At 57.0% G+C, this 12,693-nt stretch carries 10 protein-coding genes and 1 pseudogene; 3 read left to right on the top strand and 8 right to left on the bottom strand.

Features of this window, described 5'->3' with window-relative positions; genetic code table 11:
* Positions 1–39: 39 nt before the first annotated feature.
* The 3 genes from ACK6D9_RS04135 to ACK6D9_RS04125 are packed head-to-tail and all read right to left on the bottom strand — an operon-like array spanning position 40 to position 3,265.
* The gene (locus ACK6D9_RS04135) at positions 40–960 is read right to left on the bottom strand and encodes a siderophore ABC transporter substrate-binding protein (RefSeq protein WP_412050738.1); all 921 of its coding nucleotides are present in this window, start codon (positions 958–960) and stop codon (positions 40–42) included.
* Positions 961–1,001: 41 nt separating this feature from the next.
* A complete protein-coding gene (locus tag ACK6D9_RS04130; protein ID WP_412050737.1) occupies positions 1,002–1,301 on the bottom strand; it encodes a DUF2218 domain-containing protein in 300 nt (99 codons plus the stop codon).
* Between the two features lie 29 nt (positions 1,302–1,330).
* Complete coding sequence (locus ACK6D9_RS04125) at positions 1,331–3,265, bottom strand: TonB-dependent receptor domain-containing protein (RefSeq protein ID WP_412051728.1); 1,935 nt, start codon at positions 3,263–3,265, stop codon at positions 1,331–1,333.
* Between the two features lie 410 nt (positions 3,266–3,675).
* Here ACK6D9_RS04125 and ACK6D9_RS04120 point away from each other — a divergent pair, with 410 nt between their 5' ends.
* Complete coding sequence (locus ACK6D9_RS04120) at positions 3,676–4,491, top strand: helix-turn-helix domain-containing protein (RefSeq protein ID WP_412050736.1); 816 nt, start codon at positions 3,676–3,678, stop codon at positions 4,489–4,491.
* 135 nt (positions 4,492–4,626) lie between these two features.
* Positions 4,627–5,378, top strand: a protein-coding gene (locus tag ACK6D9_RS04115) for an IS5 family transposase (RefSeq protein WP_412049012.1) whose coding sequence is annotated in 2 segments (ribosomal slippage) — positions 4,627–4,960 and positions 4,960–5,378 — 753 coding nt in all. Because the reading frame shifts where the segments join, the coding sequence is not laid out codon by codon here.
* Positions 5,379–5,644: 266 nt separating this feature from the next.
* Here the strand turns inward: ACK6D9_RS04115 and ACK6D9_RS04110 are convergent.
* A pseudogene (locus ACK6D9_RS04110) lies at positions 5,645–6,681 on the bottom strand (IS110 family transposase).
* A 220-nt stretch (positions 6,682–6,901) separates the two neighbouring features.
* A complete protein-coding gene (locus ACK6D9_RS04105) occupies positions 6,902–7,681 on the bottom strand; it encodes an IclR family transcriptional regulator (RefSeq protein WP_412050735.1) in 780 nt (259 codons plus the stop codon).
* Positions 7,682–7,834: 153 nt separating this feature from the next.
* Here ACK6D9_RS04105 and ACK6D9_RS04100 point away from each other — a divergent pair, with 153 nt between their 5' ends.
* Positions 7,835–8,356, top strand: coding sequence for an ABC transporter substrate-binding protein (locus tag ACK6D9_RS04100; protein ID WP_412050734.1), 522 nt, complete (start codon positions 7,835–7,837; stop codon positions 8,354–8,356).
* 11 nt (positions 8,357–8,367) lie between these two features.
* Here ACK6D9_RS04100 and ACK6D9_RS04095 read toward each other — a convergent pair.
* From ACK6D9_RS04095 to ACK6D9_RS04085, 3 genes are all read right to left on the bottom strand, one after another.
* Positions 8,368–9,518 (bottom strand): IS3 family transposase gene (locus ACK6D9_RS04095; RefSeq protein WP_412050733.1). Its coding sequence is split into 2 segments (ribosomal slippage): positions 8,368–9,269 and positions 9,269–9,518, totalling 1,152 coding nucleotides; the frame shifts between segments, so codons are not numbered across the junction.
* Between the two features lie 330 nt (positions 9,519–9,848).
* Positions 9,849–10,643 carry a hypothetical protein gene (locus tag ACK6D9_RS04090; protein WP_412050732.1) on the bottom strand — a complete coding sequence of 265 codons (795 nt, stop codon included), beginning with the start codon at positions 10,641–10,643 and terminating at the stop codon, positions 9,849–9,851.
* The gene (locus ACK6D9_RS04085) at positions 10,640–12,658 is read right to left on the bottom strand and encodes a vWA domain-containing protein (protein WP_412050731.1); all 2,019 of its coding nucleotides are present in this window, start codon (positions 12,656–12,658) and stop codon (positions 10,640–10,642) included. Before ACK6D9_RS04085 ends, ACK6D9_RS04090 begins: the two co-directional genes overlap by 4 nt.
* Positions 12,659–12,693 lie beyond the last annotated feature (35 nt).

Below are 12,693 nucleotides of genomic sequence, written 5' to 3'. Positions count from 1 at the left end.
CGCCGGGAATATGTCGTGCCAGTCACCGGATGGACCGCCTCAGTCAAGCGCTGCTGACAATTCGTCGACCATCATTTGCATCGCGTTCAGGCCGGTGCCGCCTAGATACCAGGTATCGGACTGCAGATAGATAATCTGGCCGAGACGCGCGGCTTTGGTCCGGTTGATGAGTTCATTGTCGAACAACGCCTTCGCCGGTTGGCCTTTTTCGCCGATGGCTGCGTCGCGATCAATGACAAACAGGTAGTCCGGGTCGGTCTTGAGGATGAATTCGAACGAAATCGCCTGGCCGTGGGTCGCCACATCAAGGTCGGGCGCCGCTGCCACAAGACCGAACTCGGTATGAAGAATGCCGAACCGTGAACCAGGGCCATAGGCGCTGATCTTGCCGCCGGTAGTCAGCACAATCAGCGCGTTGCCCGCACCCTTGGACTTCTCCCGCAGCTTTGCGATGGACTGATCCAGCGCCGCGATCTTCTCGGATACCAGCACCTGCTTGTCGAATATGGCTGCAAGCATCTTGTTTTGCTGCTCGGCGCTGTTGAGAAAATCGGCATAATCGGCGGTGACGTCGATGGTCGTCGAGATTCTGGAAAGCTCACCATATTGTGTTGCGGAGCGTCCTCCGATGATAATCAATTCGGGAGTAGCCCCTGCGACGGCTTCGAAATCAGGCGCAAACAGGGAACCGATCTTTGGATAATCGGCCGAATTGTATTTTTCAAGATAGGCCGGTTTGACACCGGACGGCACGCCAGCGATGGCCACACCGAGTGTGTCGAGCGTATCAAGCGCGGCCAGATCGAAGACCAGCACCGGCTCGGGGTTTGTTTCAACCGTTGCGCTGCCCTGCGCATGCTTGATCTCGATTGTCTCGGCCAAGACCGGTGCCGGTATGAAGACAACAGCTGCTGTGAGCAGAGTGGCGGCTTTGAACAATTCACAACGCAATAAAGACATCACAAGCTCCGGGATAGGCGACTGACACGGCATCATTGGGTTCAGACCGCCCGTTCAAGGCGCAGCCAGTCGAGACCTTCCAGCTTTTCGCGGAAAGAAAATTGGATGAGATGGACTTCGATGATGGATTGCACGCGCTTCAGTCCATCTTCGTCATCAGCTTCAACCGCCATTCGCAATCCACTCTCATCGGCTTCGAGCCGCCCCAAACTACCAGGAAAGTGGCATTCCCCTCGGCCCTCGCTGTAGGAGACCTCTATCTTGTGAGCGAAATGCTTGCACAATTGTGTAAGATATTTCCGGCCATTGGCGGTCTCCAAATAGGCTGCACTTCGATGCACAGTATGTTCCTTTCGCTGACAAACGGCGGTCAAAATTTGACAGTGGCCTGAAGTGTAACTGTCCGTCCGGGCGCATATATCGGGTCAATGCCGCCGCGGTTGGTGCTCGTGGAATAGCCCGAACGCTCGTAGTAGGTTTCATCGAAGATGTTATCGATACCCAGACGAAATGATGCATTCTCGTAGGCTGGCGGGCTCCATTCGGCATAGGCGTTGAAGACCGTATAGGACGGCTGGTCCAGGAAATTGGCATTCGTTGCCACGAGGTCGGAAATCTTGCCGGCCCATGCCATCGTCGCCCCAACCTTGAGGTTGTAATCGACGAATTCGTGGTCGACAAAGAGTGTAGCCATGTCGCCGACCGGCATGAAGTGGCCGCTATCCGGCAATGCCGAGATGCCTGCCTTGGTCACTTTCGCCTTGGTGTAGGTCGCACCGAACCTGGTGTCGTTGAAGCGATAGCTGGCATTCAGTGTCACGCCGCGGCTGCGGTGTTCATCATCGTTGACAAGGGCTGGAATTGTATAGGACGGCAAGCCCTTGATGCGAGTATCGAAGAAGGTAATTCCGGCATTCCAGCTGTCGCCGGAGAAGTTCACACCAGCCTTGAGGTTATTGGCAGTGCCAGCTTCGAAGCCCGGATCGGTTATGAAACCGGCGTCGCGGGCGTGGACATACCCATAGTCGCCAACCACGTAGCCAAGCCAGGTGTGTGACGCAGCCGCGAACACTTCGACATTATCATTGAATCTGTAGGCAACCGTGGCATTTGCGCTTGCGCCGTTGTCTGAAAATGTCTGGTTGTTCCAGTCCTCAAAACGATGGAAATCGTAGCGGGCACCCGTGGAAACCTTGAAGCCGCTGTCGAACTCGAGTCGACTTTGCACGAAAGCACCGACCTGGGTGGTGGAGAAATCACGGTAGCGCGGTGTCGGATTGCCACCAAACAGGTTGCCGTAATTATCTGTATGATAATCGTGTTGCCCCATGTCGAGGCCGGCCGTAATGGTACCCGCGTCAATCGAGAAGGTATTCTGGATCTTGCCACCGTACAGGTCTTCATTGAGGACCATGTTGCCATTAGTGCGGGCTTGATAATTGTCGCGCCAATAGTCATTCTGGCTATAATAGACCATCACATCCGGGTCCCACATGTCTGTGGGAGCAATGGAGCTAAAACTCAACTTTGCCGTTTCACGCGTCACCTCGAGTGGATGCGAGGTATCCCCGGCAAGACCCAGGTTCATCTTGATCAGGCGGTCGGCATCGTCCGTGCTGCGCTCGTAGCCGAGTTCGACACGGTGGCCTTCGATTTCATAGCCGAATTTGCCCAGCACGTTCCGGTTCGCCGGCGCCGTGCCTTCCATGGTCCTGCCATCACCATCCTTGTAAGCATCCCCTTCGGTAAGATGGGTCATGAAGAACCAGTCGAAATTTTCATAGCGGCCATAGGCCGCGGCGCTACCGGAACCACCCCGTCCATTGCTTCCGTAGGATCCGCTCAGGCGCGCGCCAAAATTCTTGCCATCCTTCAGAAGGTCATTGGCGCCGACAGTTTCGTAACGAATAGCCCCGGCCGCAGCAGCAAAACCCGCATCCGCTGCCGCCGCTCCGGCCTCGACTTCAACGCGCTTGAGGAAAGCCGGGTCGATAACGTTCGAACCGGTGTGGTGCCAACTTGTCGCCGTTTGCGGGACGCCATCGACCGAAACGGCCAGATTCGACTGCTCCATGCCAAAAACGTGAATGCGCTTGGACGGGCCACCGCCGCCGGAAACAGTCACCGATGATTCGCGCGAAAACAGTTCCGAGACGTCAGCTGGCTGGAGGTTGTCGAGATCTTCCGTGGTAAGAACCGCCCCGCCCGTTGCCTCGATATTCTCTTTGCCGTCACTTACCACGGTGATTTGTTCAAGCGATGTAGTTTCCACCGCCAGGTCCTGCGCCGCGACATCAGGCGCCATCGCCAGAGAGGCAACCGATGACGCCAATGTGATCGACACCACCCGACAAATATTGGTCTTTGAATTCCGCACAGCCCGTATTCCGTCAACCATGACAACCCCTTACGCAAACCAGGAACGTTCCCGGCTAAAACTTGATGAATTTCATCATATTTGTTAGAGGATGAGGTCAGGCAGTGCCAGCACTCGATCTTTGCGTAGGCGTCAAAAGCATTTGCCTGCGCGGCAATGCACAAGAAGGATACGAAACCATGGCAGGCGGCATCATCATCAGGGGAGACAACATATCAGCGGGCATGCTTGCCGAATATGCCCGATTGACAAACCCGGCATTTGAGCTGCTGCCCCGACATTCGCCAACAGAGGCGGTTCTTCATGGCGATCATCGCATGCTGTGCTTGCGGTGTGGCATGAGCGTCCACACATCCGACACGACCGCACTCGAAGACCTGACCACAATCGCAAATCAGCTGCCGGGAATGTCGCTTATGATGTTTCTGTCAGGCAACGTCGATGCACGTATTGATGGGATCGATCTCGGTATCGGCAGACGTGAGGGTGAACCGGTACGGGCGGTCATCATTTCCCGGGCAAGGGCTGACCGCCTCGAGCGCAAGGTCAATAAGGGTGAACGGGTCCGCCATGTGGTTGTGACGGTGACTCCCGAATGGATCAATGATTGTGCGTTCGACAACGAAGCCGTGCGACAGGCAATTACTGACTTTCGGTCCGCTCATGTTGCCCGGTTTGAATGGATCGCCAGTCCGGTACTTGTTGCCATTGCCGAGCAGATGCTGCACCCGCCTGAAGTGGGCGAGAACCTCTACCTTGAAAGTCGCGCGCTTGATTTGTTGGCCGACGGATTTTCCACATTGGCGACAGACCGCTTGAAATGCACCAACCAGAGGCTTGCACCAGCCGACATGCGGCGACTGCAGGTTATCGAAGAGACCATTGCCGCCAACAGCACCTTGCCGGTCGAACAGATTGCCAAGCGCAGCGGTGTTAGCCTGAGCACGATGCAGCGCCTGTTTCGTGCCGGACACGGCATCACTGTCAAAGAGTATGTCCGCGCGCGCAACCTGCTTCTTGCTCGACGGATGCTTGAAAGAGAAGGCGCAAGCGTCACCCAGGCGGCTTTTGCCGCCGGCTACGGAAATCCGACCAATTTTTCAACGGCTTTCAAACGTGAGTTTGGACTCAGTCCGCGCGCAGTTCGCAGGTGAGCGGCCACTTTCCGGTGGTCACATTAACCAGCCTGTGGTCGGCATGGCACCAATACAAAGCTAGGGGCTGTTGACGTTCGGGATTCCCAAATCACCTGACTTCTGATTCAAGGTTGCAAACGGAGGAGAGCAACCTTGACCCGAAGAGTCCTATCCAATTCGCAATGGGCGATCATCGAACCATACTGCCTGGGTAAAACCACCGATCCCGGACAAACCGGACGTGACCCACGACTTTTCATGGAGGCAGTCCTCTGGATCGTCCGCACGGGCGCGCAATGGCGCGAATTGCCGGGTGAGTTTGGCAAATGGAATTCTGTATTCAAGCGGTTCCGCAGATGGGTCAAAGCGGATGCTTTCTATTGTATGTTCAAAGCATTAGCCTCAGACGCCGATCTGGAATACGCAATGATCGACGGTACTATCGTCAAGGTTCATCGCTCGGGTCAGGGCGCAAAAGGGGGACTCTCTGCCAGGCCATTGGACGCTCACGCGGCGGCATAACGACAAAGATACTGGCTCTGACGGATGCGCTCGGTAATCTCGTCGATTTCTGTCTGATGCCAGGGCAAGCTCATGATCTGCGCGAGACCGATGCGTTGATCAGCGGCTTGTCCGCCGGATATTTGCTGGCGGACAGGGCCTTTGACGCGGATTGGCTGCGCAATGGCCTGCTGGATCGCGGCATAACCCCGGTCATACCGCCAAAATCCAACCGGAGGTTCCCGGCAGAGTTCGACAAGGAAACCTACAAATGGCGGCATTTGATCGAAAACTACTTTGGCAAACTGAAGGAAAACAGAGGGATAGCAATGCGCTCTTGCAAAACCGACCAGAGTTTCAAAGCCTTCATCTCAATTGCCGCAACGCTCATTCACACACGGTAAACGTCAACAGCCCCTTCTGTAACGGGCCTGTGTGAGTCAATCCCTTTGTCGTCATCCAGTCGCCGGGGTCTTGCTTCTGTACGGGGTCGGCGCGCAGCCGCCACCTGATGGGGTTTGAAGAGGATGAGGTCGACCAATCTAGAGTCGCGTGATCGCTATGCCACGCAGGCTGTTACGGTCTGACCTGATCCATCGTCCCGGCGACGGGACTTCGCTTCGGGAAGGTCTGGTGTCGTGGCCCACCCGAGAACCTTGGCTCTCCTTTTTTAGGCCCCCGTCATCGACTTGGCTTCACCGTTGAAGACGGTGCCGTTGGCGAGCATGCGGTGCAGGATCACGGCGAGCTTGCGCGCGAGCGCAACCTTGCCTTCTTCATTCCGGCACGTCGGGCAATCCGCATCGCCCAACTCTTGAGCGCCGTGCAGCCCTTGAGCGGTTTGGTCAGCATGATGTGGGCGGCTTCAAACAGCGCCGTGCGCACCGCCGCGTCACCGATCTTGCTGATGCGGCCGCTGTAGTCGGTCTCGCCGGACTGATACCGCCTTGGCGTCAGCCCGAAATGCGCGCCCACTTGCTTGGAGGAGGAGAAACGATCCGGGTCGTCGATGGCAGACGCATATGTAAGCGCCACGATCGGCCCCACTCCCGGTGTGGTCATTAACTGCCTGGTCCTTATATCCTGACGCACCAGCGCTCGAACTTGCTTTTCGAAAGCCTGAAACTCGCGCAAGAGCACGGCATGCACCGAAAGCAGTCCCCCCGTCACAATCTGCAGGTTCTCATGGCCGACCACGAGATCGCGGATGCGTTCGGCAAAGTGGCGCGGCGTGGTCGGGCCGACCTTCAGCCCGAAGCCGCGCAAAATGCCACGCACACTGTTCTCCATATCCCGCAACTTCGATTGAACCAGCTTGCGCGCCGTCAGCACTGCCCGAACCTCCTGCGCTGCCAAAGATTTGCAATGCACCGGCCGGAACCAACCCAACCGCATCAACTGCGCGATCCCACGCGCATCATTCCGGTCCGTCTTCACCGGCATCGCCTTGAAGGCGTCACGCACATGCCGCGTCTCCAGAAGCTCGACTGCAAGGCCGTCTTGCCGCATGGCCGCATAAAGCCATTGCGATAGGGGGCCAGCTTCCAGTCCGATGCGCACCAGCTCAAAGCCGAGCGACGCAAACCAGCCGATCAGCGCTGCCGGTTCGCTTGCCACCTTACTCTCGCGAACGATCTTGCCACTGGCGTCGACAACGCACACGCTCGAAGATTCCAATGAAACGTCAATCCCTGCATAATGCTCCATGGTCGTCTCTCCTCGATGCTTGGAGCGGGATCCGTCCCGACTCCGTTCACACCATCAGTGTGAGGGACGACCACCTTCTCACCAACCCTGCCTCCGTCGGCCGGCTTGGCAGCCCGTTACCCCATCTAGTTTGCCGCGATGCAATAACCAACCATCAGTTACAAACGCCACCGCTTTCGGCGCTGTTGCATGGATCAGGCCGTTCTTGAGATAGGTCGGTTCATCCTTGCGAGATGATTGAAGATATCGAGCGGGCTGCTTCGGTCACGACGGGAACCAGCTCTTCTCGGATGCGGGGTTCGTTCCAGTCGGGCATGTAAACCGGCATGCTTATAGCCGCGATTGCCTTGCGGTTCGCACCGATGACCGGCGCTGCCACCACCACTTCCTGAAGCATGAGCTGCTGGTTCGAGATGATGAATCCGTCCCGCTTCGCGCCCGCCACGCGCGCTCGAACCTCTTCAGGATCCTGGCAGGTAAAGGCTGTCAAAGGTGCAGGCAGCCCTTTTGCCAGCATTTTTTCAAGAACATCATCCGACGAGAACGCCGATATGATCTGGCCTATTGCGGTGACGGCCGCCGGCTGCCGCGCACCGATCAGCATGGCGTCGAAGGCAACCGAAGCATGCGGGATGCGCGCTTTGTAGACAACCTCGGTGCCGTCGAGAACACCCAAATTGACAGTGCTGTTGTATTTGCGGCTGACTTCGACCATCCGAGGATAGGCCCGCTCGAGCAGTCGGTCGTGGATCAGATAGGCATAGGCGAAGTCGAGCATTCGCAGGCCGGGCCTGTAGCGGCGCGATTTCTCATCCCGATCGAGATAGCCGAGCGCATGTAATGTGTACGCAAGACGTTGGACCGCGCTCTTCTCCAAACCGGAACGTTCCGTGATTTCGGTCAGGCTCATCTCCTCCTGAGTATTGCGAAACAGCTGCATGATCCTGAGGCCCCGGTCGAGGGTCGACGCGAGAATCTGCGGTTTCTCCGGTTTGGCCATCCATTTTCTCCTTCAAGGAAGCATTCGCGACTGTCTTCCGTCGAAGACTTGACAGGTTCGTTTACTCGAGTATTAAATAATGCGCATAACAATCAAATAGTGAGTATTACAATCACAACGAAAAATCAAGTGTCTGAAAGAGGAGCAATACAGATGCCAACTCACTTTGCCAGAACCATGTTTCTGACTTCTGCCATTTGCGGACTGCTGACTACGACAGCCCTTTCGGGGCCTGACGACAACAGCCTCACTTGGGCTGCTGCCAAGGAAGTCGTTTCGACCGATACCTATTACGACACCTCACGCGAGAGTGTGGTACTTGCCCAGCATGTCTATGACGGGCTGGTCTTCTGGGATTCCGTGGCCAAGAAATTTGAACCTTTGCTCGCCGCCTCATGGAAACAGATCGATCCGGTGACTTGGGAATTCGAGTTGCGTGAAGGTGTAACATTCCATGACGGGTCCGAATTCGGCCCGGAAGATGTGGTCTACACATTCAACTTCATTACCAATGAGGCGAACGGCGTTCTCAACTATGGCGACATCCGCTGGCTCAAGGGCGCGGAAAAAATTGACGATAACACGGTTCGTCTGCACCTGATCGAGCCATTTCCCGCCATTCTCTCCAACCTCGCTCTGGTGCTGCCGATCGTGCCCGAGGGGCATTTTGAATAGCCCCGAGTTTTCTAGACGCCCTCGGTCCTCGTTTTCTGCTGCCGTTCGAACTCGGCGGGCGACAGCAACCCGTTTCTCACATGCTTACGCTTTGGGTTGTAGAACATCTCGATGTAGTCGAACACATCCCTCCTGGCTTCTTCTCGGGTCCGATAGGTCCTACGTCTTATCCGTTCACGCTTGAGCAGGTTGAAGAAACTCTCTGCGACGGCATTGTCATGGCAGTTTCCGCGCCGGCTCATTGAGTGTTGCAGATTGTGATGCTTTAGGAACAATGCCCAGTCGATGCTGGTGAACTGAGAGCCTTGGTCTGAATGAATTAACACCTTGCTCGTCGGCTTTCGTCTCCACACAGCCATGAGCAAAGCCTGCAGCACGACGTCCGTTGTCTGACGGCTTTGCATCGACCAGCCGACGACGCGGCGGGAGTAGAGATCGATCACGACGGCCAGATAGGCGAAACCCTCATTGGTCTTGATGTAGGTGATGTCGGTGACCCAGACCTTGTCCGGCACTGCCACGTCGAACTGGCGGTCCAGCGTGTTGTCGACGACTACAGAAGGTTTGCCGCCATAGCTGCCAGGTCGACGCTTGTAGCCGATCTGCGCTTTGATACCCGCCAAATTGACCAGACGTGCAACGCGGTTCGGGCAGCACGTCTCACCCTGATCCAGCAAGTCATCGTGAAGCTTGCGATAGCCATAGACCTTACCGCTGTCCTTCCACGCCTTCCTGAGAAGTTCGGTCTGACGGGCGTCTTCCCGCTCCCGATTGCTCAGCGGGTTCTTCAGCCAGGCATAGAAGCCGCTGGGTTGGATGCGAAGGGAGCGGCACATCGCACGCACCGAGAACAGCGGGCGATGCTCTGCTACGAACACGTACTTCACTTTGCATCTCGCGCGAAGTACGCCGTTGCCTTTTTTAGGATATCCCGCTCCTCCGTCACACGCGCCAGTTCAAGCTTCAGCCGCCGAACTTCGGCAGCCTGTTCGTCGACAGAACCATCGCGGGACCCTGACTTCCCGAACCGCTTCTTCCACGCATAAAGCGAATGGGAACTGACACCCAATCGTTTCGAAACCTCCGCAACCGGATAACCCCGCTCAACGATCTGATGAACAGCATCGCGTTTGAAATCGTCACTGAATTTGGCTGTGCTCATGATGGCCTCCTTGCCTCAAATTTAGGGAAGAAGGCGTCTATGAATCTAGGGGCTATTCAGAGTCCGCGCTGACCGAGCGCTCTATTCGGCAAAAGCCTCAGGTCGCAACCAGGTTGCCGTTGCACCAAGGTCTTCAACCCAGAACTTCCTTTCGGCACACAATTGGCCCAGGCGACACCGCGCTTGAAATAGCAACGTGTGCTCCAACGAATGCCTCAAGAACGCAATGCGTACTCTCACCGACGTTCTCTTGATTGCTGCAACAGGGCCCCGGGCGGCGGGATAAAACATAATTCTGTGTCCATCGCAGGCATCCATGCCTGTAACTTCTCAGGGAAATGACCAACCATCATGTTCGATACGAAAAATGCGAATGGGTGCGCCTGGCTGGGCGGTATCGCCCCGCAGCCGAAAAACGACAGTATGCGTCCGGCCGAAATTCATGATCTCGGCGTTGATGGTGATCATGCCGCGCAACATTGGCCGATCCGGATCGGGCGCTACGCGTGTCACTTCACCTTGAAAGTCTTGTGCATCATAGAGCAGATCTGCTCCTCTTCCGTGCATGTCGGAAATCACACCTGCAAAGAAATACCGCTCTGCCATGGGGCGCATGAAGGGATTGTTGGCGCGGGCATTTGCCCGCTCGAACGCAGCGTAAAGATCCATCACGAGGGCAGCCGCCCCGTCGATCTGGGGATCGCCGGTCGCGTGCGGGGAGGCATCCGTTGCCGCTGCGGGCCCCTCTCGCGCGCCATCCTCCAGCCCATCTTCCATGATAAATCGCTGCGCGACCCACCCGGCCTTGCTGAAGTCGCTGCTGCGCATCAGGCACCAGCGCGGCGGCAGATCGGCGCGCTGAGCATCGCTCAGTTTGTGGTAGATGGACGGTATGAGAAGCGGGACGCAGGTGATTTGCTCCAATTTTCGCGCATCCGGGGCAAGCTGGTCGATCACCAGATAATGCGTTCCAGGGCCCATGCGCATGTTTAACACGTCATCGGCGCCCACGCCGGTGATGCGCCACGCGTCCGGCCCGTGCCCGTCGATTTCGGCCTGCACCGTGAGCGCGCTGAAAGCCAGGCCGAGCGCCGCCGCCCCAATGGAGGAAAACAAGCGCATCATTTCACCTCCACAACAGATCGCCCGAGAAGCGCCCGACCGGCAATATCGAGGAACCGCACTTCATAGACCCCAACCTCATCAGGTATTGTGATGTCCATTGTTTTCTCGGCGCCAACTTTCTGAACAACGATCCAGCTGAAATCGGGCTGGTCCTTTCGAGCAAGTGCAATCCGTTGATCGGTGCTATCGCTCTCACCCGTCCAGGTAATTGTGATCGTGGCCTCAGGGCTGGCGGTTGCTGGCACTGACAACCCGGCTCCATCGTCAAGCTGTGCGTCGGCTGGAACCACTTCCAACGGTGCCGTCGCAAGGGTCTTTTTGCCCTCTTCCAGAACATAGCGAATTTCATAAAGTCCTGTCTCGGTTGGCGCTGTCAGCCTTCCCTTGGTCTTATCCCCCGTGCGCAGATGGGTATCGCGTGCGCCCTCATCGGCACCGGCAGGGACGATGGTTACATAATCCTGCCGGTTGATCGTGCTGGACCAGGTGATATCGACATCTGTTCCGGCCCGAACGATGCCAGGGCCGGAAATGCCGATCTCTGCTTCGACCACCTCGACAGCAGCTATGGCGAGCGTCTTCTTGCCCTCCTCCAGCACATAGCGCACCTCGTACAGCCCTGGTTCGGAAGGCGCCGTCAAGCTACCCTCGCTGTCGGAGCCAGCGCGGATGTGGTTGCTGCGGCTGCCTTCGTCGGCTCCCGCCGGGACAATGGTAATGTAATCACTTCCATTGATGGTTTTCGACCATGCCACATCAAAGATCGCACCGGTTGTGGCCTGCTCGGAGGCCGTGATTTCGACCTGCGCTTCGACCAGTTCGACAGCAGCTATGGCGAGCGTCTTCTTGCCCTCCTCCAGCACATAGCGCACCTCGTACAGCCCTGGTTCGGGAGGCGCCGTCAGACTACCTTCGCGGTCGGAGCCAGCGCGGATGTGGTTGCTGCGGCTGCCTTCGTCGGCTCCCGCCGGGACGATGGTAATGTAATCACTTCCATTGATGGTTTTCGACCATGCCACATCAAAGATCGCGCCGGTTGTGGCCTGCTCTGGGGCCGTGATTTCGACCTGCGCTTCGACCACCTCGACAGCAGCGGTGGCGAGTGTTTTCTTGCCCTCCTCCAGCACATAACGCACCTCGTACAGCCCTGGTTCGGAAGGCGCCGTCAGACTACCCTCGCGGTCGGAGCCGGCGCGGATGTGGTTGCTGCGGCTGCCTTCGTCGGCTCCCGCCGGCACGATGGTAATGTAATCGCTTCCATTGATGGTTTGCGACCATGCCACATCAAAGATGGCACCGGTTGTGGCCTGCTCGGGGGCCGTGATTTCAACGTCTGGAGCCGCTGGCTGTTCAGGTTCCGGCTCTGGCAGGGCAGACGGCTCAGCCATGGCGCTTTGAACCTGTGCCAACGCGTCGTGCAATTCGGCCGCGTTGCTGGCTGTGACAAAAACGCCTCCGGTATTTTCAGCGATGCAGGACAGGCTGGCGCTCTCCTCATCCTTCAAATCAAATCCCACCACATGCGCGGTGAACTTCACCCCCTGCTTGGTAAGTTGCGCAGACAGCGCGCAAGGATCTGCATTGCAGGTTTCCACTCCGTCAGAAATCAACACGACGGTGGCAGGGTTGTCGCGGAACGACAGCAGGTCTGCAGCGTGCTGCACTGCAGCCGAGATTGGCGTCTTGCCTACCGGTCTAATTGAATTGACCGTGTCGATGAATTTGCTTTTATCCAGCGGTCCGGGCGCTATCAGTGTTTGAATGTCGCGGCAATCGCCCTGACTACGGTGGCCATAGGCGACAAGGCCCAAATTGGTATCAGTGTCCCATTCACTGACCAGATCGGCCATGACATCGCGGGCGATCTCGATTTTGCTGGTGCCGTCGATCTGCCCCCACATTGACCCAGAAGCGTCATAGACAATCACGACATCTTCAGCCGCGTTTGCCGATTGGGCGCAGGCGATGCTACCCGCAATTATCATTGCCGCCAGTCTTGGTGCGATAAGTGTCATGCTTCATTCCTCCATGCACGGCTCTATCGAGAGCC

The organism is Hoeflea sp. Naph1, assembly GCF_046837775.1.
In the GTDB taxonomy this organism is placed as follows: Bacteria; Pseudomonadota; Alphaproteobacteria; order Rhizobiales; family Rhizobiaceae; genus Hoeflea.
This window is presented reverse-complemented; position numbering and strand designations above follow the sequence as displayed.

What these genes read in the sequence shown, in the direction of transcription:
- ACK6D9_RS04135 (WP_412050738.1), bottom strand. Translation starts at nt 960, where the DNA reads ATGTCTTTATTGCGTTGTGAATTGTTCAAAGCCGCCACTCTGCTCACA.
- ACK6D9_RS04125 (WP_412051728.1), bottom strand. Translation starts at nt 3,265, where the DNA reads ATGGCGCCTGATGTCGCGGCGCAGGACCTGGCGGTGGAAACTACATCG.
- ACK6D9_RS04120 (WP_412050736.1), top strand. Translation starts at nt 3,676, where the DNA reads ATGAGCGTCCACACATCCGACACGACCGCACTCGAAGACCTGACCACA.
- ACK6D9_RS04105 (WP_412050735.1), bottom strand. Translation starts at nt 7,681, where the DNA reads ATGGCCAAACCGGAGAAACCGCAGATTCTCGCGTCGACCCTCGACCGG.
- ACK6D9_RS04100 (WP_412050734.1), top strand. Translation starts at nt 7,835, where the DNA reads ATGCCAACTCACTTTGCCAGAACCATGTTTCTGACTTCTGCCATTTGC.
- ACK6D9_RS04090 (WP_412050732.1), bottom strand. Translation starts at nt 10,643, where the DNA reads ATGATGCGCTTGTTTTCCTCCATTGGGGCGGCGGCGCTCGGCCTGGCT.
- ACK6D9_RS04085 (WP_412050731.1), bottom strand. Translation starts at nt 12,658, where the DNA reads ATGACACTTATCGCACCAAGACTGGCGGCAATGATAATTGCGGGTAGC.